Below are 26836 nucleotides of genomic sequence, written 5' to 3'. Positions count from 1 at the left end.
GGAAGTGCCCCTTGCGTTTTATATGATTTCTTCCCGCATCAGAAAACCCATTGTGGATCCTCTGCTTACAAGAAAATTCAGAACAGCCATTACCTTTTTGCGTCTGCGTTCATCTGTCCGCAATGTAAACTTTTCTCTTTTGATCAGGTCATTCATGTATTCTTCTATATAATACTGTGTATTATTGGGCAACACTGCCTTGCCCAGATGCGAATTGGAACTTATGATGGTATACAGCCATTCCAGTCCCTCTTTCGAAAACATGTCTTTTCCTATTGAATTCAACACATAAGAAACCGAATATAAGGTTGCCGGATGAGCACCGATTTTAACTGCTGCCATTCTGTAAAAGTTTGCCCTTTCATGTTTCAGGGAATCCCAAGAGGTACTCTTCTCCGCCCGTATACCATTTGCCATAAGATAATTTTTTATGACTTTTGTGTCCTGTGCTCTGAAGATATACGGCTGAAGCAACTTCCACATATTCCAGAATGCCGCATATCTCGGTCTCTGCACTTCACAGTCAGTCATCTCCCAGATCCAGCTGGCAAATGTGTCTTTCATACAAATACATGGCATCAGGTTCCGGACAAGTTTACTCTGGTTGTCAGGCGACAAATCTAATGCATAGTCCGCCAGCCATCCCACATACGCACGTTCTTGTTGATAATTTCTGCGTACTCCTGTTTCTTTTGTATCTTTATCAAATATTCTTCCCCAGATTTTCTGCCCTGTTCTTATTACAAATGCGAAGTTACCCTCATCCTCTTTATTCAATAATTCATGAAAAAACAACAACTGGTTAAATGAGAGGGTGTCTGTATTTATCTGATCAATCGCTTCTATTTCTTCCGCAAAGTCCTTTTCTATGAGGTTCTTATTTTCTTCAAGAAATGTCTCCAACCGATCCTTTCTCTCATACTTCTGATAATTTTTTCGGTATATCGGATATAGATGGACATAAGTAAACAGAATTTTCCATGCTGCCTGTCGATCCTGCACCCACAGGATTTCCGCAACACAGGATGGAAGGATTTTCCAGTCTCCTCCATGCCCCAGCAATGTTCCCAGCAGCAGAAACATAGGGTTCTCCCAGTCTGCTGACAAATCTTCACAGGAAATCATTTTTGTCAGCTCCGGAACTACCATTTTTGCTGCATCCCCAAATGCATATTCCTTTTCAGATACGAGGGTCTCTGTGCTTACCACCTGTATAACTGCCTTACAGTAAGTAAGTTCTTCTGTTGAAAGATTTTCATTAAAATCACGTAAAAGCACCACACAGGTATAAATTGCCGCTGACAGATCCATGAAATCAGATATGTGGTTTTCATTTTTCAAAATTTCCTGCATCTCTACATATGCATTCTCAGGATGGTCTTCATATTTTGTATATTTTTGGTAATTCTCCGTTTTCTTTTCATATCGTGCCCAGGACCAGAGATTTAATTCCATATGTCCATATATCTGTTCTCTTTTTTTCTCCACATTTTTACTTAATTCTACCAGTTCATCAGGCATACAGACTTTCAAACCCAGATATTTCTGGTTTTCTCTTTCAATAATCTCCGGTTCCCCGTGATACTGTCTGAGGTCCATCCGATAATATGCATATCTGTAATCCGGATTCCAGTTTTCACTATCTTTCGTTGTCTGATCAATCGCCTCATACAACGTATCCATGCGGCAGTTAAATTCACTTTTTGACAGCCCGTCACTTTTTATCTGATATCCCATGATTACCTGTTCAAAGCTTATTTTTCGAAACTCCAGCTTATCGCTTGTCCTTCGTTCTTCCTTAAATACCTCTGTTCCCGGCAGCCAGCCCCTCATTGGCTTCATACTTTGATCGTATACCTGCCGCTTAATATCATAATGAAAAATTTCTTTTGTCTTAAGCAAAATACAGCTTATATCAAACAATTTTTCCGGATAAGCTTCTACAATGCTCAGCACTGTCGCTGTGACCGCCACATTATTACTGTTTTTCAGCAAAAACATACAATGCTGTTTTATAACTATTTCCGGGAAATTTTTTGCAACTTCCAGCAATCTTTTTTCTAATGCCATCAACACGCATTCCAGCACATTCGGATTTGGCATAGTTCCCCGATACATTTTCCAGAGTCTCTCACTGCAGATCTGTTTTACTTTTTCCGTTTCAGAAAAGATAATTTCAATCTCCTGACAATCACCGTCTCGCTTTGCCCGCGAAGAATCCCGATAACACTCCGATGCATAATTTAACAGATCTACAATAAACTGAAGGCCTGTTTCTGGTGCGGCATGCAGCAGAGAATATACAGGTGTCTGTAATGCACTATCCGGATAATAGTTAAGATGTGCTTTGAGCCCAAAATGCGATTCAAGCCCTGTCGTTTCCCACATATTTTCCGGATTCTGCTCCTTCCAATAACCACTCAGCAGTTCTGCCAGCAGTTCCGGAAGGGCAGTGCCTATCATTCCACATTCCACTACGTTTGATGCCGCCTTTTCAATCAGGGAAGCATATTCTGTTCTGTGATCAAATGCCTCTTCTCTGAGTACTTCCTCAAAAATTTCTTTCAGTTCTTCTTTTATCTCCATTGCCGCATTCAGAATGATCTGATCCAGTTTTTTATAGGCAGCATTGTTTTCCAGTTGATATTTGCGTGAAGTTTCTTCATATATTTTCTTTCTCAGATACAATGCCGTCAAACCGGCTGCCCTCGTTGTTTCTCCTCTTCGTTCTGCCTGTGTCCATACATCTAAAGCCTCCGTCACCACCGGTATATTTTCTTCCGACCAGGGAATCCAGTTCCGATTTTCATAAATATATCGCAAAAGCGTTTTCCATGCCGGTCCACTCGGACGTGTAAACCTGTACCGGCTGATTCCTGTTTCTTCCTGTTTATGAAGCAGTTCCAGAAGTCCGGGATTGATTCCGCCTTTACATGCCGTGTTTAACATAAAAAGGATTCTGGTAAAAAATCTGTCTTCCGGCTGGCTTAACAATATATGCAAGACAGACTCTGCCTCATCACTTTCGGAATTCATCAGTGCGATCAGCGTTTCATCCTTCCACTCCTGTCCCAGATCCTCATCCTGCAAAATATCTGTCAGAAATTCCAGCATGTCGTTGTCGCTGTCCGCCAGCTGCATTTCCAGCCAGGTCCGGTACATTTTTCTTCCTCTCAGCGAATCTCCCAGACCATCAAAAAACATCTTGCCGGAACATTCTTCATATTTGAGCCGTCTCGTAAACATGTGATTGGATACAATTTCTTCGTATACATCATGCCCCATCATCCAGGCTTCCCTGTTTTCCTGATATGGTGCGATAATCCCACTGGCTTCCAATGCTTCAACTGCTTTTGCATCGTCTGTAGCCTTAATCAAATAGGTATATCTTTCATGTAAAAGCATATCGCGGACCATATGCTCAATAAATGCCTCTCTTTTGGCCGGCAGATTGTCATATTGTTCAGAATTCCTGCGAATAACCTGACTCCAGATTTCCTCTCGGAACAGTGTCACATTCATCTCCGCATCTTTGGCCTTAGGTCTCAGATTCAAGTACAAATTCAAATAAAACAACTTACACAACAATTCCTGCAGTTTTGCATCCGCCGGCAATAGAAACTGATACTGCGTACTCAATTCAGACAGTACGTTCTTCTCCAACTTCAAAATCTCGTGTTCACTGTATGTATAATTTTCCAGAAGCAGATGGCAGAAACTGTCTTTATAAAATGTCCGGATGGTCAGAATCACTTTCCAGCCATGATCTAAAAACTGATGCAAAATAGACTCAAACACCTGAGGATATCTTGCGGTGCTGTATTTCTCTGCAGAATCTATGACACATAATCTGTATTTTTCATTTTTGTATAATCCAAACAGATCTTTCAGACGGTAATTCGGATCTTTCAGAAACAAAGTTTCGTCTTTTACATCCAGATCTCCTGCCGAAAACACCAACGCTATTTCGTCTTTTGCATGTTCATCCTTTTCCATGAGGAATTCTTTTATTACCGCAGATTTTCCGGTACCGGCATCCCCATACAGAATCAGTACCTGCTCGTCTGATTCCTGAAAATCCATAAGTTTCTGGTAATTCTGAGGGACTTTCACCTCTTTATCCCCATATCTTATCGCAGAATGAATATGTCGCAAGACAGAGTTTTTGCGACTCATAATATCTTCATAAAACCGGTCAAGTCCTGGCTCCGGATTAAAATACCGGTCTCTCACATAGCTGAATTCTTCAAGAAGCAGCATCTTTTCCAGATGACTCTGCACTCTCCATTCGATTTCAATACCGCGATCCCTTCCGTATTTTTCAATACGCACCTGATATTCCGGTTTTTCTTTTTCTTTACTGCTGCTCGCAGAGAATTCTTTATTTATATAAAAAATCAAACGGTCAAGTCCTTCATATTTTCTCCATGCACCCTCAATTGCGGCTTCAAGCTCTGCCTCTTTTGATGCCACAGAAGTACCCGCATCATAATATTTCGCCTGAAATCCAACCTTATGTCCATCACCGGTGTCCACCGGCTGTGTTTCAATATACGGTTGATTGCGGTATCGAAAAATTCCATAGTTCTGCTTAAATTCATAACAAAAAAGAATATACGCGAGCTCTTCAAACGCAGCTCGCGTATTCGCGGAAAACTTATATTCAAATACTTTCCAGTCAACTGACAGATTCATGCCCTCTTCCTCCTTGCCGTGGAAACGGCGGCTTAAAGTTAAAATAGTACGGAAGTTTACCGTATACGTTTCCTGCTTATTTTTTATTAGATTATTTTGCCAACACTACTTTACAGTTCTTTTTATAGCAGGCAATTCCATACTTAATGATATTCCGCATGCCGTCCTCTTTCAGTCTGGCAGCATAATCTCGTTCTTCAATCTGTTGCAGGGCTTTCTCACAGGCTGCATCCATATTACCATCTTCTGCATATTTCAGTTCAATGACAATACCTGTGCGGTTCTTTGGTACTTCCACAAGAATATCGCTGTACCCGGTTCCTGATTCGGCATTTGACCTGACAAGCCAGTTTGACTTATATCCCAGAAGTCCCAAAAGGATTCCATGGTAAAAGTTCTCTTTTTTTGCAGACGCAGTATCCCGAATGCTGATCGTATTCCACAGGTAATCGCTGAAGATTTCTTCTATTTTCTCTGGATTCTGCTCTGGAAATGCCTCACAAAACTGATTCAGTGTCTCTCCATCTTTTCTGGATACATCGCGGAACCATTCCCGAATCTGTAAAATAAATAATTCTCTTATTTCATTGTTTGGAATAGTTAAGCGATATTTTTTCCCCTCCTGGCCATGCTGTGTCAGGTATCCGGTCGTAAAAAGAACGCTCCACAGATTTTCGATGCTGCTATCTAACTCATTATATGTCAATTCCTGGTGAATTTCTTTTACGATTTCCTCGCCAGCAATCAGACGTTCAATCTCATCGCGTGTCTGAGTGTCTGCCTTATCAATAAACCTGCGTACCATTGCATTACCACTCGTATTAGACCAGTAATCCTGTGGCAGTGCATTTGGATCTGCTTTCAAAAGATCGCAGTAATTAATCACATCCCACGGACAATACACTTCCACATTTCCAAAACGATATCCATCATACCACTCTTTCACTTCTCCATAATGCTCAGATAAGCCATAATATTTCAGCATATCCTTCACTTCTGTATCCGTAAATCCAAAATACTCGTCAAATCTCACGTCCGTAAGCGTCAGCACTTTCAGATTATTAAGACCAGTAAAAATACTTTCTTTCGAAATTCTCAGACAGCCTGTCAATACAGCAAAATACAGATTCGGATTCGTTTTTAATGCATTGCCAAATATATTTCTGATCAACAATACCATTTCATCATAATATCCATACTGAAATGCCTTATCCAATGGCACATCGTATTCATCAATCAGAAGTATGACCGGCTTCCCATAATGTTTGCAGAGCAATGATGACAAACGCAGCAAAGATTTTTCCAATGCTGTATCAGACATTCGAAAATCTCCCGTCTCATCTACACCAATCAATGCTCTGTAAGATTTTTTCTCTTCATCTGTAAGATTACTGCTCTGTGTCAGAAAATAAAATCTGCCCGCCTCTTCTCCCAGAATATCCTTCAAAGATTTTTTTGCATTTTCAAAAGTCAATCCCTCTACGCTCTTTAAACTGATAGAAATCACCGGAAACTGTCCCATATACTTCTTACAAAGTTCTTTCTTTTTCGAAATCTTTAATCCGTCAAACAATGCAGGATTGCCATCGATTTCAAAGAATGCCTTCAGCATACTCATATTTAAAGATTTGCCAAAACGTCTTGGACGGGTGAAAAGGTTTACTTCACTCCGATTCTTCAACAGTTCTTCAATCATTTCCGTTTTATCTACATAGTAAAATTCTTCCCTGTCCATTTTTTCAAAAATGTCGATTCCAATTGGCAGTTTTTTTCTCTCTGTCATTCCTGCTATATCCTGCTCACCTATTTCTTTTCCCGAATAAATACAATACATTCTTTACCCTCTCACATGTTTTGGTTTCAATAACCACTCAATTTCATTCACCATTCACCTCTAAAAACTGTTTTCATCTCAACACTACTTTACAGTTCTTTTTATAGCAGGCAATTCCATACTTAATGATATTCCGCATACCGTCCTCTTTCAGTCTGGCAGCATAATCTCGTTCTTCAATCTGTTGCAGGGCTTTCTCACAGGCTGCATCCATATTACCATCTTCTGCGTATTTCAGTTCAATGACAATACCTGTGCGGTTCTTTGGTACTTCCACAAGAATATCGCTGTACCCGGTTCCTGATTCGGCATTTGACCTGACCAGCCAATTTGACTTATATCCCAGAAGTCCCAAAAGGATTCCATGGTAAAAGTTCTCTTTTTTTGCAGACGCAGTATCCCGAATGCTGATCGTATTCCACAGGTAATCGCTGAAGATTTCTTCTATTTTCTCTGGATTCTGCTCTGGAAATGCCTCACAAAACTGATTCAGTGTCTCTCCATCTTTTCTGGATACATCACGGAACCATTCCCGGATCTGTAAAATAAATAATTCTCTTATTTCATTGTTTGGAATTGTTAAACGATATTTTTTCCCCTCCTGGCCACGCTGTGTCAGGTATCCGGTCGTAAAAAGAACGCTCCACAGATTTTCGATGCTGCTATCCAGTTCATTATATGTCAATTCCTGGTGAATTTCTTTTACAATCTCCTCGCCAGCGATCAGACGCTCTATCTCATCACGTGTCTGAGTGTCTGCCTTATCAATAAACCTGCGTACCATTGCATTACCACTCGTATTAGACCAGTAATCCTGTGGCAGTGCATTTGGATCTGCCTTTAAAAGATCACAGTAATTAATCACATCCCACGGACAATACACTTCCACATTTCCAAAACGATATCCGTCATACCACTCTTTCACTTCTCCATAATGTCCAGATAAGCCATAATATTTCAGCATATCCTTCACTTCTGTATCCGTAAATCCAAAATACTCGTCAAATCTCACGTCCGTAAGTGTCAGCACTTTCAGATTATTAAGACCCGTAAAAATACTTTCTTTCGAAATTCTCAGACAGCCTGTCAACACAGCAAAATACAGATTCGGATTCGTCTTTAATGCATTGCCAAATATATTTCTGATCAACAATACCATTTCATCATAATATCCATACTGAAATGCCTTATCCAATGGCACATCGTATTCATCAATCAGAAGTATGACCGGTTTCCCATAATGTTTACGAAGCAGTGATGACAATATCTTAAGACTTGATGTAAGCACTTCTATTGACATATCAAAAAGTCCGGTTTCTGAAGTTCCTACCGTTGTAAGCTGCCTGTACATTTTCTTATCATTTTCTGATAAAACAGTACTTCCTTCCAAAAAATAAAATCTCAATGCTTCTGTTCCTATAACCGTTTTTAATGCAGCACAAGTTGCCGCAAAAGTCAATCCCTCTACGCTCTTTAAACTGATAGAAATCACAGGAAACTGTCCCATATACTTCTCACAAAGTTCTTTCTTTTCCGAAATCTTTAATCCGTCAAACAATGCAGGATTGCCATCGATTTCAAAGAATGCCTTCAGCATACTCATATTTAAGGATTTGCCAAAACGTCTTGGACGGGTGAACAGATTCACTTCACTCCGATTCTTCAACAGTTCTTCAATCATTTCCGTTTTATCTACATAGTAAAATTCTTCCCTGTCCATTTTTTCAAAAATGTCGATTCCAATTGGCAGTTTTTTTCTCTCTGTCATTCCTGCACCTCCAACAGACCAAGTTATCGGAATATTACGGAGCAATTTCCTATAACGTAAAAAAGTTCCACGCCATCATTCATAAAATAATGATAGCATGAAACTATTTTTGCGTAAAGTCGAATTTAGAGCCCGGTTTCAACCGCGTATCCCATTCCGAGCAGGCACCAGAACACTGGCGAAACAGCAAGGTTGGAATCATTCAGCAGTCCCATCAGCCAGAAGCTGACCACCGCTGCCAGAATGACCAGCCGCAGCCATCCTTTCTTTTCTTTTTTATGGTTTCTGATCCAGAGAAACAGATACTGTCCCCAGAAGATCAGCAGACAGATCAGTGAAAGAATCCCTGTCTGGAGCGCGGTCTGCAGATACATACTGTGTGCCTTTGTCGGAAGCTGCTGATACATGCCAAGACCGGTATTTGCTTTCATAACATAATCCGACTGCGGGAATACCGCTGCAAAAGTATCCGGCCCGCTACCCCAGAGGATACATTTTTTTAACAGCGGGATCGTTCTTCCCCAGATATATCCTCGCCCGGACAACATTTTCTCATGACCTTTGAGTACCGCCGGTGCGTTCTTTATCTCATCCGCTTTCTGATACTGATTGAGAAACACATACTTTTCCGCATAATCTTCTTTATAAAAGATCCAGTCCACATCCAGATACTGTACCGTTATGTACTGTACATTTCCCTGTGTATAAGTATCAAAGGCAAGTTCACTGTATAGGGTATCCTGGAATCGAAAGCTCTCTGTTGTATCATCCCAGTTCGCCGTCAGCGTTGTTTTTCCATCTTCGATTCCCTGCAGCATCTGACCCCATTCTGTCAGCTCCGGAACCAGTTCCAGTTCATGTCCTTTGTACTGCAGAGTCACACCTGTATCTCCTGGTTCCATTGCCTGCAGATCGTATTGTTCTTTTTCTGTCATACTTTTCAGACCATCAGACAAAGCCTGATTCTGTGCCATATCATAGCCTTTGATTCCTACACAGAGTAAGACAAGACAGATGCCTGCACAAATCCATTTCTGATTGCCTCTGATTTTTTTGATACAGAACATAAATGCTGCTGCCAGAAGCAGGATCCCGCACACCAGAATTCCTGTTTTGGATCCGCTTCCATACAGGCAGACCGCCAGTATCACACACAGAACAATTTCTGTAATTTTTCGAATTCTGTTTTTTTCTTTTATGGCAAACAGGAACACCACCGGAAGAACCATCGCCAGATAAACGCCCGCATAGTTCGGTGTATATGCTGCCATGTACACTGTGGAGCTCCCATTCCCTGCATACAGAAACTGAAGATTGTCTTTTGCATAAGAGCCGAGCCCCAGCGTCATCAGCACTTTACCCAAAGCACTGGCAAAAAAATCTTTGCCGGCAAACTGGCTGAGACCAATCATTCCCTGGCATGCCGCCCCGCAGAGCAGTGCATACAGAATGACTTTGACATCCTCCATGCTCTCTATCACCTGCACACTGTAGAACACAGTCACCACATACCCCAGCAAAACCCAGACAGATTCATATTGCTGCCACATTCCCTTCAACGACAGTGTCTTATCCGCGGACAGGACCGTAGACAGCACCACCAGTATTGCATAGATATATAATGGAATAAAATATTTCCCGTGATGAAGCTTTTTGCCGCGGATCAGTACCCTGTCAGTCAGCATTACCAACATCCAGAGTACCAGTGCCAAAAAGGCGATACTTTTTCCATACATAAAGAAATCATATTGAAACTCGCCGTCCGGAAACCAGGAATACTGTCCCAGACTGACTGCTACTTTGCAGCCCACGGAGATCAGTGGCTGCAATGTTACCAACAACAGTAACGGCAACAGATCTCCGCGAAACCATTTTGATTTACTTTTCATTTAATGTTTTTTATTTCCTTTTATTTCTGTTTTATCTGATATACAACAGATGCTCTCCGGACTGTTCCTGTACTGTCTTTGACATCTACATACAGATTCTTCTTTCCGGCCGGTCCTGTCGTCCAGGTAAACTCGCTGCTGCTTCCGAAGTCTCTCAGGCGATACCAGTTTCCTTTGTCATCACACACGATGAATTTGTAAGTATAACTTCCGCTTCCTCCGTTCGCTTTTGCACTCAGTTTTACTTTTGTTCCACTTACCGCACTTCCAGACGGACTTACGTTCAGGCTGGCTGTCAGTTCTTTATTGGTTATCTCATATCCGAGTGCAGCTCTCTTGACCGTTCCCTTGCTGTCTTTTACATCTACATACAGGGTTTTCTTTCCGGCCGCTCCCGGAGTCCAGGTAAACGCACTGCTGCTTCCAAAATCTCTCAGACGATACCAGTTTCCTTTGTCATCACACACGATGAACTTGTAAGTGTAACTTCCGCTTCCTCCACTTGCTTTCGCGGTCAGTTTTACCTGGCTTCCGCTCACGGCCTTTGCAGACGGGCTTGCGCTCAGACTGGCAGTTATGTTCGTTACTGTCTTTGGTGTTACTTCACACGCAAGCTCTGCTCTCTTGACATATCCGTCACTGTCTTTGACATCTACATACACCGTCTTTTTCCCGCTTGCTCCTGTTGTCCAGGTAAACGCACTGCTGCTTTCAAAATCTCTCAGCTTATACCAGTTTCCCCTGTCATCGCACACAATGAATTTGTACGTGTAGATTCCGCTTCCTCCACTTGCCTTCGCAGTCAGTTTCACCTGTCCGCCGCTTACAACCTGCTTACGGTCAGCTTCCAGTGTGGCTGTCAGTTCCGGTCTGGCCTGTCGGATATAGAAGGATCTGGTGAAGTATCCGTAAAAGTTTCCGATTCCTGTGACACCTACCCGTGCAGTACCGATTTCTATGTTATTTGCATATTCTACAGTATAATCTTTGTTCAGAACAAGCGGCACATCATTGTACTTGATGATTACCTGCGGAGTCTGCGGTTTTCCATTGTAATAGCCGACAGACGGGGTCAATTCAACCGTTGTCATGCCGCTGTAAATAGAAGTTGCACGAATCGTAAAGTCTCTTTCGATCGTTCCTGTATATCTTCCGATTCCTGTAAAAATAACCGTGGCTGTTCCCGCATTGACCAGATCTCCTCTGTAGCTGACCGCAAAATCTGTTCCCTCCTGCAGAGACTGTTCGGAATTGGATATGTACGCAGACGGTTTGTGTTCTTTTGCGTTATAATAAGGCAGATTATTGATCAATGTCACATCAAAGACTGCATCACTGAGGCGGTCCACATAAATATCAATTTTTTTCTCAACTTCCGGATTATAGGTTGCTTTTATCGTGAGTGTTGCCACACCGGAGCGAACCGGTGTCAGTTCCAGCGTTGTAACAGCAGTCTTTTTTACCGTAAAGATACTCTCATCCGAACTTGTGAACTCAAAATCCACGGCACTTTCCGCATCGTCATCATCCACAGTATCAAATCCGCAATACATCTGATAGGTTTTTCCATTCTCTACAGATCTGGCATCTCCCATCAGCTGCCATCCATGTTTTTCTGTTTTGATACGAGGATACACTGCCGTCGGAACAACTGCCTTCTGGGTTGCTCCGCATATTTTACAGGTCTTTGTCACATAACCGTTTTCTGCTTTGTCTGCATAAGTAAATTTATGTCCGTTTTCAATTCGTACAGCCTTGTTTGCAGAAAGATTGGACAGGTTGATCTCATAGAATGTATTTCTGTTGTTTTTCCATGTGTACCAGATCAGTTTTCCGTTGATCACAGACGGCACACAGTCGGAAAGATTTCCTGCCATTTTGTAGGTATTTCCTGCACGTTCTCCGTTTCCGTCCAGTGCACAGTAATACACATAGCCCTGGCTGGACCAGAGGAGCACAAAACTGTTGGCACCGGTCTTGACCAGATGCGGGGTGGATGCACTGTCACCGGTTCCCGCATAATCAGAAAAATATCTGATCGTGGCTGTTCCACCGTCTTTTGGCACAGATGAAACAAAAACATTTCTGCATGAGCCTTCATCATCTGCATCGTAGTTTCCTGCCACCAGATATGATGAATCTGAATATTCAAATCCGCCCTGTGAAGCTCCCGTATAATTGCCGCCTCCACCGGAATAAGTAAACATCGTATATTTTTCACATTTCGCACCGTAAGACGGGAGAAATGCACCATTGCTGATATCCGTCGGATATTTCAGGGCTACGATAGAACGTGGGTATGCATCTCCGTGGTCTGCTCCGAGAAGAACACCATTATCCACCTGAATAAACTGATTGAATGAATGGCTGACATATCCGTTATCGGTATTCCATACTCCTGTAAATTTGTCCACCACAGACATGTTGGAAGTATCTACTGAAAATGTTACATTTGCCTGATGTCCATTGTACATCTCATGGCAGGTTCTTACATAAATGTATTTTCCATTCATGACCATCCGTGCAGAACCGGCATCAAACGGAATCGCCGTATTCGCTCCATACAGGCTGCAGGATCCCTGTGAAGTCCAGGACTTGGAATATTTACTCAGACGATAAACCTCTTTGGAATCGCTGTGTTCTGTATTCTTGTCACCTGTGAGAATATAATAGTTGTCTCCGCTTTCATAAAATGCTCCAAAAAGCGGAAGTGTCAGTTCCAGTGTCAGAGTTTTTTTCAGATTATAGTTTGTATCATAATATTCAATCAGAAGAGCTCCTTCTATTGCTCCGGACTGCACACGCATGATCAGCCCATCTGATGTCCGTGTGATATAGGAATACGCCGGTGAAGACCACACAGAATAGTTCTGATATTCCAGATTGCTTCCGGAGTATACGGTGCACGTCGTTGTTACAGAATCTGATGCCGGAATATTTGCCTCTACCACTGCTTTTGCCGATCTGGAAGAGCTTCCTCCTGCATCCAGAATACCGCCGAGATTTTCTTCCGTAGACGCTTCTTCTGCAGATATAAACTCGTCCTGTTCTGCATCTGAAAACAGGTCTTCTTCCTGCGTATCTCCTGCCTCCACACCATCTGTTTCTTCTTCGTCCGCTTCTATGCTGATATCTGCATCTGTTGCAGGATCATCTTCCGGCTCCATCTCAAAATCGGCAGCCTCATCCTGTGCCTCCTGCAGATTCGTTTCTTCCGTTCCTGCTTCATCCAGCACAAATGCCTCTGATGAAAATTCTGCAGCTTCGACCGGAAGTGCAGCTGCCATACAGGATGCCAGCAGCATAGACAGTATCTGTACTTTCTTTTTCTTCATATCTTCCTCCTGAAATGCCAGTCTAACTGGTTGTTACAGGAATATTTTACTACAATTTCTGACATTTCAAAACAACTTTCTCTACTTTTTTCGTCATTTTTCTTTTTGTTTTTTTGTTTTTAGTCAAAAAAGACAGGATGGTTTTTCCACCCTGCCTTTTTATTATTTATTCTTTATTTTACTTCATAATTGATCTGAGCTCTCTTCACGGTTCCTGCTGCGTCTTTGACATCTACATACAGCATTTTCTTTCCTGTTGCTCCTGTCTTCCAGGTCAGGGTACTGCTGCTTCCGAAATCTCTCAGTTTGTACCAGTTTCCGCTTGCATCGCATACAAGGAATTTGTAAGTATAGCTTCCACTTCCTCCAGATGCTTTTGCACTCAGTTTGACTTCTGTTCCGCTTACTGCACTTCCGGACGGGCTTGCACTCAGTGTTGCTGTCAGCTCGTTGGACTTAACCTCATAGGTAAGCTCTGCTCTCTTCACGGTTCCTGCTGCATCTTTGACATCCACATAGAGAGTCTTCTTTCCTGCTGTTCCTGTCTTCCAGGTAAAGGTACTGCTGCTTCCGAAGTCTCTCAGTTTGTACCAGTTTCCGCTTGCATCGCATACAAGGAACTTATAGGTATAGCTTCCGCTTCCTCCGTTTGCTTTGGCACTCAGAGTTACCTGTTCTCCGCTTACTACGCTTCCGGACGGACTTGCACTCAGTTCTGCTGTCAGTTCCTGACTCTTGACTTCGTATACGAGTTCTGCTCTCTTCACAGTTCCTGCTGCATCTTTGACATCCACATACAGCATCTTCTTTCCTGCACTTCCTGTCTTCCAGGTCAGTTCACTGCTGCTTCCGAAGTCTCTCAGTTTGTACCAGTTTCCACTTGCATCGCATACAAGGAATTTGTAGGTATAGCTTCCGCTTCCTCCGCTTGCCTTCGCGCTCAGTTTGACTTCTGTTCCGCTTACTGCACTTCCGGACGGACTTGCGCTCAGTGTTGCTGTCAGTTCCTGACTCTTGACTTCATATGCAAGTTCTGCTCTCTTTACAGTTCCTTCGCTGTCTTTGACATCCACATACAGAGTTTTCTTTCCTGCACTTCCTGTCTTCCAGGTGAAAGTGCTGCTTCCTGCGAAGTCTCTCAGCTTGTACCAGTTTCCGCTTGCATCGCATACAAGGAATTTATACGTGTAGCTTCCGCTTCCTCCGTTTGCTTTGGCACTCAGAGTTACCTGATTTCCGCTTACTACGCTTCCGGACGGGCTTGCACTCAATGTTGCTGTCAGTTCCTGACTCTTAACTTCGTATGCAAGTTCTGCTCTCTTCACAGTTCCTGCCGCATCTTTGACATCCACATACAGGGTCTTTTTGCCGACAGAACCTGTTTTCCAGGTCAGTTCACTGCTGCTTCCGAAGTCTCTCAGCTTATACCAGTTGCCGCTTGCGTCGCATACAAGGAATTTATAAGTATAATTTCCTTTACCGCCGGATGCTTTGGCACTCAGTTTAACTTCTGTTCCGCTTACCGCACTTCCGGACGGGCTTGCGCTCAGTTCTGCTGTCAGCGCATTTGCTTCCACAACTTCATACGCAAGTTCTGCCCTCTTCACGGTTCCTGTACTGTCTTTGACATCCACATACAGGGTTTTCTTACCAATTGAGCCTGTTTTCCACTTTAAGGTATTGCTGCTTTCAAAATCTCTCAGTTTGTACCAGTTTCCACTTGCATCGCAGATCAGGAATTTGTAAGTATAACTTCCGCTTCCTCCCTCTGCCTTTGCAGTCAGGGTTACTGTTTCGCCGGATACTGCATTCTTTTTATCTACGCTGAGTGATGCTGCGATCAATTTGTTGAGTTTTTCTTTCTTTACTTCTCCGCATCTCGTACAGGTATAAACGATTTCTCCTTCTCTCGTCGTAGTCGGAGTAACCGTAACCTGTCCCGCATTCCAGCTATGACCAAGTGCCGGCAGAATTGTCTCTCTGTCCTCTCCATGTCTGCTGCAGATTTCAACTACTTTTCCATCTGTTGTGCAGGTTGCCGGAATTCTGAGTGTTTCCTGCCATACACAGCCGGACTCTGTGGACACATTCACTACCGGATTTGCCGCATCTGCATGGACATACAGGTAATACGTCTTACCGGCATGCAGATAATAAGATTCCTGCCATTCTCTGACACGTACATCATCTGCTGCATTCTCACCTTTGATATAGAGCAGACGTCCGTTCGTTATGTTGATCCAGTAACTGTAGTCCTTCTGTGGAATAATCTTCAGAACAAAGGTATCACCTTTTTCTGCCTTTGCCTTGTATTCCTGATTTTCCGTAATCTGAACTGCTGTCCGCGGTGCGGCTTTCAGTTCAAAGCTTACCCGATATTTACCAAGACGTGCATACGCTCTGCATTCTGTTGCATTCAGCCACTCTACGCCATCATGGTACAGATGTCTTCCTGAAGAATCTGCTTCTCCATAGGTAATGGTCTCTGTAGAACCATCTGTGTAGGATGCCTGTACTTTCAGTCCCTTAAGAGAAACCACATTTACGCCATCTGCCACGCAGGTTGTCTGCTCCGGCGGTGTCAGCAGTTTCAGTCCTTTTAAGGTTTTGGCTGCTTTGTAGATCTTGAATGTATCAGTGCTTGTAAGAGAAGCATAGTTCTCCACTCTGTAGATCTCATCTTTTACCAGATGTACAGAATAGGTACTTTCTCCCTCATAACTGAGAGTCTTGCCGTTTCCAAACTCAACTCCGTATTCATTAAATGTATCCGAAGCATATGACAGACCTTTTATGCCGATTCCATTCTGTCCTGCGACTGCCTCGTTTACGGTAATCATATACTCGCCTGTCTCCGGTGCCTTAAACAGTCTGTCCAGAGCATTGGCTTTTATTGCATATTCTTTGTCCAGTTCAAGGAAGGTAAAAGCACCAAGACCTTTTGTCTTAAACTGTTTCTCGGTCTTTTTCCATTCTTGTTCATCTTTGGCATGATATTTTACTGTAATTGTAAAGTTTACTTCTTTATCCAGTACAGAATTTGTTGAGGCAAATGCAATATCCAGTACATTGTCATTCTCGTCACTGTATCGACCGCTATTTACCCCAAAGGACGCGGTTGTGCCATCCTCGTAAGTAACCAGAATCTCATATGCCTGATCCGGTGCATCCAGTACACTCAGCTCTTTGCCTTCGTATTCCTCGTTGACAACCAGTTCAACTTTTGCAATTTTCCTTGATTCTGCTTTGTAAAAATTCAGATAGAAGGAACCAGATGTTTTGTTACTATAAAAACGAACTGTATAAGTATATGTGATTCCTTTTTTAAGGTGATATTTCAGTCGGAAATGATTATCCCTGCCGCCGTCATCATCGTCTTCATAATAAGTATCTTCGTTTTCCTCCCATTCCAGTGATGCGAAGGTATCTACCCAGTCATCATATTCAGAAGATTCCAGTACGTAATCGCCATCTTCTTCCGGTGTGAAGGTACAGGTGATCTGTTTTCCTGCAGACAGGGATACTGCTTTCTTCATTCCCGGCTCCAGTGTAAGTTCGGAAATCTCATCCGGCTTAACCGGATCTACCGGATCTACTGCTGACTCTTTGACCACTCTTCCCTGCATTGCATCCGTTGTCAGAACTTCTATCAGGCAGCTCTCGCCCTTCTCAAGTTCAATAGTGCTGCCTTCAAATTCATAACCATCTTCACCGTCACGGTAAAAGACCATGCTGGAAACCGTTCCCTGGTTCTCAAACTCTCTGATATATGTTCCGGCTTCCTCGGCAGTAAAGGAATAAAATTTCCGTTCAAAAGAACTGTTTTCCAGTGTCTTCCACTCATTTAAGGTAAACGCCGGAAGCTGTGTAAGATCCAGTTTTTCTGCCGTAACTTCATCTGTTACAACCGGAATGTCTGCCATCTCTGCTGCCACTGCGCTTCCTGTCTGGATGCTGGCACTCAGATAAGGTTTTACTACCCATGTACCCACTGTCATTGGCTCATAGGATTCCAGAACCTGATTTGTTTCTTTGTTTGAAACTTCATACTGGAGATAATAACCACCAACTGCCGCATTGCCATTTGTCGTGTAGCTGCCTTTGTCGCTTCCTTCATAAGATACTTTTGTCTGCATATATGCACTGTCGAAATGATCAATTCCTGCAATATATGTCTTTTTCAGTGCTTTTGTTTCCAGATTTGACGGTCTGGTAACAGGAGAAACCTTAACGTTAAGTTCCGGACAATATTCATTTGCCTTTACATACAGATAATAGGTAGTGCCCTTTTCCATATTGGCATAAGCCCGGAATTCCTCTACGGAACTGCTTTCCAGCCCCTGACCATCTTCTGTTATTACTTTGACCGTCGTAACTGGAACATTAAAACGAATCTCATAACGTGCGGTTTCTGCCGGTGTATATTTGAGAATCATCTTGTCTTTATTGACAAGGTCTGTATCTCCCTTGATCTCCGCATCCGCCACATCTGATGGATCGACTATTTTCACCGGAATATCTTCAATATGATAATCTCCATAGGAGACTCTGTACACATAGTCGCCGGCCGGAAGATCTTTTATATCCTCTACTCCATCCCAGATATCCGGATACTTTCCGTCTGCGTCCTTGCAGCCGGTCAGCACGCACTCAAGAGATCTGTCATATTCATCATCCCAGCCATCCATATCTACTTTTTCTGTTGTTCCATCATCATATACAATTTCTGCATAGAGATTATTCAGATGAACGGTCTCCATGCCTTTGATGAAGGTCAGATTTTCAGGATCATGACCAGTTACTTTCGCAGATACAATCTCAGGAACTTTTTTAATGATCACCTCATCTGTATATGCACCGGCCAGACTCTGCCAGCAAACCAGATAACGCACTCCTTTTTGTAACTGATAACCATACTGTCCCCATTCCGGATACTCGCTTGAAACATTGCCATCTTTGTCAATACATCTCCAGATCCAGCTCCAGTCGCGCTCATAACCGGTCGCCATGGAAATTTTGTATTCACCGGTTTTTTCCGGTTCAAATCCATACCAGGTCTGTGCAGAAAGAGAAAGATCATCCATTTCTTCACCGATCTGAATGGTGTTGCTGCCCAGGCTCAGTTTTTCATATTTATCAAAATCAATCGCCTGCACCTTGAGTTCTACAGAAGCAGACGCAACAGAACCACTTGAGAAGGTAAGGGTATAGGTTCCTTTTGCGATCGAATACCAGTCACTTCCCCAATCATAGGCCTTGCCGGTCGACTGATCGATCATGGTTGTTTCGATGCGGTTTCCATACGAATCCTCAATACCTACCGCATATTTCGGATGAATCGTATCGGTTGTTCCGTCGTCATATTCCAGCGTAAGCTCCCCTTTTGGAATCATACTATCATATGACAACGCATCAACGGCTTCTGACAGTGCGATCGTACTTTCTGAGTACTTCATAGATGTCAGTTTCGGGCATTTTTTTATCTCGACATTCCACTCATTTATGTCCTCTCCGTTCTCTGCCTCTCTGCCGCCACTGAACCCTACATAATTCTGGTCAGTCGGATCAAAATAGCACGTTCCCTCTGAAACAGTCACATCGAACATACCATAACCATAGTCTCTCCGGGCTTCCAGAATGCCGACCGGAGAAAACTGGTATCTTCCTTCTTCAGGTACTGTAATGCGATACCATTTTGTCCAGTCATCCGGACTTTCGATATGGTTGCTGCCAACAGACAGTGTATCCAGTGTATCCAGTCCCTGCACGGTAATACAGTCAGCTAACGTAGCCATCTCTGTATTGTTACAGTCAACTCTCAGAGAATACACACCTGCATCACGATTTCCGCCACCCATATCACTTTCCAGACCATTCTCGGTCTCCCTTGTGAAATAATAGGTAATGATGTTTCCATAGGAATCCAGCTTGCTGTTTTCCCATTTATGATAAGTAAGTTCTTCCGAATCTCTGCCATCTGTATAGTTCACAGTCAGCTTCATTCCCAAAAGATATGTATAATCCAGTTTCTCTACGAATTCGGTTCTTACGCCGCTCAGATCTATATCTACAGATTCTACCGGTACACATTTTTGAATCCGAACCGTACCATCATAATTGCTCGGCTGTCCATAGTAGGTAGTGCCCGCTTCCAGCACATACATCCTGTCTTCTGCAGATGCGTCTTTAAACTCACCATTATCATTGTATTTCAGATTTATCCAGGCAGATGTATCTGAAACACTCATGCGAAATCCATATTTTCCTGATTCAGACGGAGTGAAGGTAAAGATATCATCCCGCGTCACATAAGGCTCATTGTCTCCCTCACGGAATTCTCCCTTGTAACGGTCTCCGATCTCTGTCGGCAATACTGCCTGTGCAGATATTTCGTTACTCGACACATCTCCACAGCGAAGCATCAGTGTATGCGTTCCCATTGTCAGCGTGCTATAGGAATCAAATGTCTGTGCTTCTCCATTGTTCAGCCAGTAAGCTGTAATCTGATTTCCCTCTTCATCACTGAAGACATCACAATAATCAGTGCCATTATACTCGTGCACATAAGGTGCTGACCCATCTGCATAGTTCACAGTAACTGTGGCATCTTTTAAGATCTTGCCTGCTTTGTCAAATCCTGCTGCCAGACGTGCTGTCGTATTTGACACTTCAATAGAAGAAACTGCAGATTTTTCTCTGAATGCTACGGAAAAAGATCCTGTATCACTACTGTTATACAACTGTACGCTATAGTAATAGGTTGTTCCGGCTTTTAATTCATAGGAAAGCAGGAAATCATTGCTGCTTCCCTTGCCATCGTCATCCGTAGCCGCATAATCATACCAGTTAGAAACATCGGCACGATCGTACAGAAACGCGCGAGGATCCACCCCTTCTTCACTGGTGGAAACGAGTCTGTACTCTGCATCCTTATCCGGTGTATAGGAGAACCATACTGCTTTTCCAGGGGTATCAATATCCACCTGGTACTCCATATTCGGAGTCAGTTCTGTTATTCCTTCTGTCGGGACAATAGAATCCGAAGCACTCTGCAGGTCAATCTCCGACTCCTCCGAAGTAAAGTCCGGTTCTTCATCCTCTCCTTCTGTCTGTACCTCCGGAGCATTTTCTTCCTCATCAGAAATCACCTCTGCTTCTGCTGCGGAAGGCTCTTCATCTTCTGCCTCATAGGTTACACTGTCTGTAAAATCGGCATCTGCTGATTCCTGAGAAGCTCCGTCCTCAGACTGCACACTTGCCTCTGCATCCTGCTGCACTGTTTGTTCTGTCTGCACAGGATCTGAAGAAAAGTCTGCCCCACTGGCCACTACAGCTGCGCTGTCCAGACTTGTGACCATCATTACTCCAGCCAGTAATAACGCCAGACGCTTTCTTTTCATACATCAAACCTCCTTTGTAATAATGTATGGCTTCATTATAAAAGAAAACTGCCCTGCATGCAAGCATACAGGACAGTTTTTCCTCTTTCTCTGATCTACAGTTCCCGCTCACACATTTCCAGTGCTGATGCGATCACTGCATCCATATCGTAATATTTGTATTCGCCGAGACGACCTCCAAAGATCACCTTTGTTTCTGCATCGGCAAGCTTTTTGTACTCTGCGTAAAGAGCACCGTTCTTTTCATCGTTTACCGGATAATATGGCTCATCGCCCGGTTTCCATTCGGAACTGTACTCACGGCTGATGACTGTTTTGGGCAGATCATTGCCGTTTTCATCTTTGCCGAATTCAAACCATTTGTGTTCAATGATCCTCGTCCACGGAGTCTCTCGATCCGTGTAATTGACTGCCGCATTTCCCTGAAAGTTTGGCTTGTCCAGTGTCTCAGTCTCAAAACGGACAGAACGATATTCCAGTGTTCCCAGTTTATAAGCAAAATACGCATCAATTGGTCCGGTGTACACCACTTTGTCTGCCAGAGCATCCAGTTCTGTTTTTTGTTCCAGATAATCGGTATTCAGACGTACTTCTATGCCGTCCAGAAGATTTGCCACCATCTTTGTGTAGCCCCCGACCGGAATTCCCTGATACAGTGCATTGAAATAGTTGTTGTCAAACGTCAGACGCACCGGAAGGCGTTTGATGATGAATGCCGGCAGATCTTTGCAGTCACGTCCCCACTGTTTTTCCGTATATCCCCTGATCAGCTTCTCATAAATATCGCGACCCACCAGAGAGATTGCCTGCTCTTCCAGATTCTTCGGTGTTGTGATTCCGGCTTCTTTTCGCTGTTCTTCAATTTTTGCTTCCGCTTCTTCCGGCGTCACGACACCCCACATTTTGTTGAATGTGTACATATTGAACGGAAGACTGTACAGTTCGCCTCTGTAATTTGCAACCGGACTGTTTGTAAACCTGTTGAACTCTGCAAACTGTGTGATATATTCCCATACTTTTTTGTTGTTTGTATGAAAAATATGTGCACCATATTTGTGAACATGAATGCCTTCAGTTTTTTCTGTATAGACATTTCCGGCAATGTTCGGCCGTTTGTCAACGACCAGAACAGATTTCCCGGACTTTTTTGCTTCGTGTGCAAAAACTGCACCATATAATCCTGAACCAACTACTAAATAATCATATTTCATTTTGTTTTTCTCATTTTCTTAAATTCTGCTTCACGCCGAATCCCTGTCTGCCGTATCAGTAGCAGTAAAATCTGATTTCAGAACGTACGGTTGTACCTTTGCCATCTTTTACGTCTACATACAGTTTCTTCTCACCTGCGGAACCCGGTTTCCATTTTGCAGTAGATTTTGTGCTGAAATCCTGAATCTTATACCAGCTTCCTGTTCTCAGATCCTGCACAAGGAATTTGTAATAATAGGTTCCTGAGCCGCCGGATGCACCTGCGGAAAGAGTCAGTGTGCTTCCCACATATCCCGGATAGGAATCGGTCTTAAGATAGGAAACTTTTAACGGAGTATTCGCTGTTACTGTAATCGTTTTTGACTTGCGGACTACTCTGCCCAGTCTGTCTTTTACATCCACATACAGTGTCTTTGTGCCTGTCGTGGTTGCAGTCCATGTAATGCTTCTGTTTGAAGAGAAGTCCTGAATCTTGTACCAGTTTCCTTTTGCATCACAGATCAGGAATTTGTACTGATAGCCGCCTGCTCCGCCGCTTCCCTGTGCAGTAAGCGCAACTTTGGAGCCTTTGGTGCAGCTGCTTCCCGCACTGGAAACAAATGTGGCATTTACTTTGGAATATACCGTTACTCCTGTCGCTTTTCTGCAGACTTTTCCGGAACCGTCTTTGATATCTACATACAAAGTCTTTTTGCCTGACGCACCCGGTGTCCATGTTACGTTTCTCTGTGTTCCATAGTCTTTGATCTTAAACCATTTTCCTGATGCTTCATCAAGGAGAAGGAACTTATACTGGTAACTTCCGGTTCCGCCGGTTCCGGCTCCCCAGATCGTTACGCTGTCACCTGCATATACCGAAGTGCCGGTGCTGAGTGCCATTCTTCCACCCAGGGCTTCTGTGATCTTTATGTTCATTGACTTTCTGACAGTCGTGCCTTTTTCATCTTTAATGTCACAGTACAGTGTCTTATTTCCGGTTGCTCCCGGTGTCCATGTGATCGCTGCATCTGAAGAATAGTTGCGGAGCAGATACCAGTTGCCTTTTTCGTCACAGATCAGGAACTTGTACTGTAAGGCTCCACTTCCACCGGATGCCTGTACCCACAGACGTACTGCATCTCCGGATGATACTGTATTTCCTTTGTTCTTGTAAAAAGTAGCTGTGATCGGCTGTACCGGTGTACTGTCTACAAAAGGTATGTCATATTCATTTGCATAATCTTCTGCAAATGATCCTGCCACTCCATAGATTGTTACGTTTGGACAATCCCAGAAAATAGATCTTCCAAATACTGTTACACTCTCCGGTATCACTGCTTTTGTCAGACTCTTGCATCCCTGCATCGCGTTGCCGGAAATCGTGGTCACACTGTCCGGAAGATAGATTTCAGACAGTGCGGTGCAGTTCTGGAACGCATAACTTCCTATAGAAGTTACTGTATTTGCAATGGAAATATTCGTTAATGAAGTACATTTATAAAAGGCTTCATACTGTATGGATATTACTCCTGATGCTACAGTAACTGTCTTCAGAGAACTGCACCCTTCAAAACAACTGTCGGGAACAGTCGACCCATACACGGTCGCGCTGGTCAGATCTGTGCAACCTTCAAATATACTCGAACCTATTCCCGTAACAGATGCCGGAATTGTAACGCTGGTCGTACCTGTTCCTGCAAATGCATTGTGTCCAATATCTGTAAGCGTATTTGGAAGAGATACCGTCGTCAGTGCTGCGCAGCCTTTGAACGCGGAAGTTCCAATCGTTTCAATCTTGGCCGGAATATTTGTTTTCAGATTCTGGCAACCATAAAATGCATAACTTCCAATTTTTGTTACACTTGCAGGAATCGTAACGGTTCCCAGTGAAACACAATTTTTAAAAGTTTCATATCCAATCTCAGTGATTCCGCTTCCCAGCGTAACGCTTGTCAGATTTGTACACTCCGAAAAATAAGACTCTCCAACCTGTCCGACACTTCCCGGAACGCTTGCCGATACCAGACTTTTACATCTCTGGAACGCACCGGCTCCAACAGAAGTAACCGTTCCCGGAATCGTAAGTGTTGTCAGTCCACAGTCCGAAAATGCATAATGGCCTATTTCCAGAAGACCATTCTGCAATGTCACATTTCCCAGTGCAGAGCAGCCATAAAACGCGTAACCATCAATCGAAGTTACAGATTTTGGAATCGTCATATTTTTGATTGCGGTGCAGCCATAAAATGCAGACTCTCCAATTGTTTTTAATCCCTGATTGAGTGTCACGGTTCTAAGTCCTTTACACTGCCAAAAGGCACGATAACCGATTTTGGTTACACTACTTGGAATCACCACCGTCTGTACTCCTGTGCAGTATTCAAAAGCATAGCTTTCAATCTCGGTGATTCCTTCCGGAATCGTTACATTTCCGCCAGTTCCGGTATATTTCTTTAAGACTGTTCCTTCAATAGTAAAGGAATTTGCCTCACCACTCTCCGGAAGCTCCTCTTCCGTGGCAGTTTCTCCATCGGAAAACACATCCAGGTCAAAGCCATCACCGGCTTCTGCAGTGTCGCTCTCTTCTTCCGGATCCTGTACTTCAATCTCCGGTTCCTCTGCGGGTTCTGCTTCCTGCGTCACATCTGCTTCTTCTGCACTGTCTGAAATCTCTTCGCCGACATCTGCTTCCTCTGCCGTAAGATCGATGCTGTCGCTGAACTCCTCAATCTCTGCTGCAAATGTTGTAACACCGGTTCCTGATGCAACCATGCTGGTACTTACCAGAGTAAGCATCAGACTTTTTAACACTTTCCTTTTCATCCCTTTATCCCCCTTTTATTTATTTTTCTTCTTTTGAATCCTGTACCTCCAGCGTAAGCACTGCTTTTTCTTCACCCTGCTCCTGATAGATAATATCTACTTCCTTTGTGCCCTTCAGTGCCACATATGGCTGTTCCTGTTCCTTCTTTTCTCCTGCCTCTACAAAATCAGGGAAACCATTTTCTGACATTGTAGAATCCCACGCTTCAAACTCATTGCCGTCTGCATCTTCCATATGGAAAGTATTTGCATTCAGCATCAGAAGGCTTCCATTATCCGGATCATAGTCAATATTCTCTACTTCATAAGATAAAACAAGAACTTCGTTTTTATCATCGCTCATCCAGTCTGTTCTGTACACGCTGTGGATCGTAAATGTATAGCTTCCTTCATCCGTCTTCACGGTATAAGGCTTATCCACTTCCAGTTTTTCCAGTCCTGAACGGTCTTTCTTTTCTTTTTTTACTTCTTTTTCGGCTTCATCATCTGCTGCATCTTCTTCCTGAGCATCCGCTTCCTGTGTTTCAGAATCCTGCGTCGCCGCTTCTTCCGTCTCTGTTTCTTCTGTTTCTTTTTCTTCTGTTTCCTGCGTTTCTTCATCAGATTTCGTTGTTTCAGTTTCCTCGCTGTTCTGGTCATTTCTGAGATTACCAGAAATTGCACCACCTGCAAGAGCTCCGATGATCAATGCAGCAGCCACCAAAAGTGCTACCTTTTTGTTTGCCATGACAATCCCTCCTATGCATGCCTTATTTTTTTATAAAATTTTTAATTTTACGCTTTACTCTGGTTTTCAGAGGATCCTTAAGAAGTCCTCCGAGTTTGTCGATTTCTTTATGATGAAGATCTCTGAAAAATCGTTCTCTGTTGCGATGAAGTGCTACGGAATGTCTGGATTCCGCACTCGGCGGGAGTGCTGCTTCCGCATCCACTTCCTGAAATGCTACTGCTTTCTGAAGTGCTTGCATCATGTCCATTCCTTTTTGAGAATGGACGAGTACCAGTGAGGTTCCACGGTCGTCATCAATCGCAGGCGCAACATTCTCAACTCCCCAGAAATCTCCAATCGTAAGATCACTCGTTCGATTGAGGCTCTTGAATCTGCAGTCATAGCAGGATGGCCGCAGGCAGATATTCTTAAGGAACAGCTGCATATACAGGTCCTTTGCCAGAGTCTCCGAATACAGTGCACCATTTTTGAATCGGATCTCCATAGAGAAATCTCTCCAGCCCTGTCGTTTGCTTCTGAACGTAACATATTCTGCTTCTGAACCAAAATTCTTCTCCTGAAACCTGAGATATTTTTCCCAGACATCCGGACTTGGCACCCCATGACAGAGAATATCTATGGTGATCAGATTCTCATATTTTTTGCCAAGATATCTCTGCAGGCCCTCAATCTGACATCCGGTTCCGGAAAAAAGCACTTCCCTTCCCTGCTGCAATGCCTGCTTTGCCTCTGCAAACGTGTTCTTTGTGTCGCTCTGCACATACTTACTTCCTCTGAGCAGTGCCAGTTCCTCTGTATCGGAAACTCCCGTATGCTTTACCTGCCAGTTTCCATCAAATGCAGCTCCAAAGACCATCCCGCCCTTTTGCAGGGTCTGCTCGGCAAGTAGCGTAAACAGACCTCCGGAAGAACTCTCTTCTCTCATGCCAGTGTCTTTTGCATATGCTGCATAGGCCTTCGGAGATGTCTTTTCCATCTTCTCCTTATGGATGACCGGACAGACTTTCTCACACAGACCACATTCTACACAGGCTTCTTTATCCACTTCCGGATACAGAAATCCCTCCACATCTTTTTTCATGGAAATACAGTTCTTCGGACATTTCTGTACACAGGCTCCACAGCCACAGCAGTCCGATTTTTTATTGATACAGATCATAAGTGTTTCCTT

General features: G+C 43.4%; 10 protein-coding genes. All 10 read right to left on the bottom strand.

What is annotated here, in order from left to right; all coding sequences use genetic code 11:
* Nucleotides 1–18 precede the first annotated feature (18 nt).
* A complete protein-coding gene (locus KQI91_RS02730) occupies nt 19–4695 on the bottom strand; it encodes a hypothetical protein (RefSeq protein WP_216391342.1) in 4677 nt (1558 codons plus the stop codon).
* Nucleotides 4696–4786: 91 nt separating this feature from the next.
* Nucleotides 4787–6478 carry an AAA family ATPase gene (locus KQI91_RS02725; RefSeq protein WP_216391370.1) on the bottom strand — a complete coding sequence of 564 codons (1692 nt, stop codon included), beginning with the start codon at nt 6476–6478 and terminating at the stop codon, nt 4787–4789.
* A gap of 124 nt (nt 6479–6602) precedes the next feature.
* Nucleotides 6603–8297: an AAA family ATPase gene (locus tag KQI91_RS02720; protein WP_216391341.1), complete on the bottom strand. Its 1695-nt coding sequence runs from the start codon at nt 8295–8297 to the stop codon at nt 6603–6605.
* A gap of 125 nt (nt 8298–8422) precedes the next feature.
* Entirely contained in the window at nt 8423–10186 is a 1764-nt protein-coding gene (locus KQI91_RS02715; protein WP_216391340.1) for an O-antigen ligase family protein, read from the bottom strand.
* Between the two features lie 20 nt (nt 10187–10206).
* On the bottom strand, nt 10207–13521 hold the full coding sequence (locus tag KQI91_RS02710) for a hypothetical protein (protein WP_216391339.1): 3315 nt from the start codon (nt 13519–13521) through the stop codon (nt 10207–10209).
* Nucleotides 13522–13694: 173 nt separating this feature from the next.
* Nucleotides 13695–20921 carry a hypothetical protein gene (locus KQI91_RS02705; RefSeq protein ID WP_216391338.1) on the bottom strand — a complete coding sequence of 2409 codons (7227 nt, stop codon included), beginning with the start codon at nt 20919–20921 and terminating at the stop codon, nt 13695–13697.
* A 95-nt stretch (nt 20922–21016) separates the two neighbouring features.
* The gene (glf, locus tag KQI91_RS02700; RefSeq protein WP_216391337.1) at nt 21017–22132 is read right to left on the bottom strand and encodes a UDP-galactopyranose mutase; all 1116 of its coding nucleotides are present in this window, start codon (nt 22130–22132) and stop codon (nt 21017–21019) included.
* A gap of 55 nt (nt 22133–22187) precedes the next feature.
* Nucleotides 22188–24935, bottom strand: a complete 2748-nt coding sequence (locus KQI91_RS02695; protein ID WP_216391336.1) for a leucine-rich repeat protein — start codon at nt 24933–24935, stop codon at nt 22188–22190.
* A gap of 19 nt (nt 24936–24954) precedes the next feature.
* Nucleotides 24955–25662, bottom strand: coding sequence for a hypothetical protein (locus KQI91_RS02690; RefSeq protein ID WP_216391335.1), 708 nt, complete (start codon nt 25660–25662; stop codon nt 24955–24957).
* A 22-nt stretch (nt 25663–25684) separates the two neighbouring features.
* Complete coding sequence (locus KQI91_RS02685; protein WP_216391334.1) at nt 25685–26824, bottom strand: Coenzyme F420 hydrogenase/dehydrogenase, beta subunit C-terminal domain; 1140 nt, start codon at nt 26822–26824, stop codon at nt 25685–25687.
* Nucleotides 26825–26836 lie beyond the last annotated feature (12 nt).

The organism is Blautia sp. MSJ-19 (genome assembly GCF_018918125.1).
GTDB lineage: Bacteria > Bacillota > Clostridia > Lachnospirales > Lachnospiraceae > Blautia_A.
Note: the sequence above shows the minus strand (reverse complement) of the source record. Positions and strands in the feature narration are given on the sequence as shown.

Excerpts from the sequence above, each read along its gene's own strand:
- KQI91_RS02695 (WP_216391336.1), bottom strand. The coding sequence starts at position 24,935 with ATGAAAAGGAAAGTGTTAAAAAGTCTGATGCTTACTCTGGTAAGTACC.
- KQI91_RS02710 (WP_216391339.1), bottom strand. The coding sequence starts at position 13,521 with ATGAAGAAAAAGAAAGTACAGATACTGTCTATGCTGCTGGCATCCTGT.
- KQI91_RS02720 (WP_216391341.1), bottom strand. The coding sequence starts at position 8,297 with ATGACAGAGAGAAAAAAACTGCCAATTGGAATCGACATTTTTGAAAAA.
- KQI91_RS02685 (WP_216391334.1), bottom strand. The coding sequence starts at position 26,824 with ATGATCTGTATCAATAAAAAATCGGACTGCTGTGGCTGTGGAGCCTGT.
- KQI91_RS02730 (WP_216391342.1), bottom strand. The coding sequence starts at position 4,695 with ATGAATCTGTCAGTTGACTGGAAAGTATTTGAATATAAGTTTTCCGCG.
- KQI91_RS02705 (WP_216391338.1), bottom strand. The coding sequence starts at position 20,921 with ATGAAAAGAAAGCGTCTGGCGTTATTACTGGCTGGAGTAATGATGGTC.
- KQI91_RS02690 (WP_216391335.1), bottom strand. The coding sequence starts at position 25,662 with ATGGCAAACAAAAAGGTAGCACTTTTGGTGGCTGCTGCATTGATCATC.
- KQI91_RS02725 (WP_216391370.1), bottom strand. The coding sequence starts at position 6,478 with ATGACAGAGAGAAAAAAACTGCCAATTGGAATCGACATTTTTGAAAAA.
- glf (WP_216391337.1), bottom strand. The coding sequence starts at position 22,132 with ATGAAATATGATTATTTAGTAGTTGGTTCAGGATTATATGGTGCAGTT.
- KQI91_RS02715 (WP_216391340.1), bottom strand. The coding sequence starts at position 10,186 with ATGAAAAGTAAATCAAAATGGTTTCGCGGAGATCTGTTGCCGTTACTG.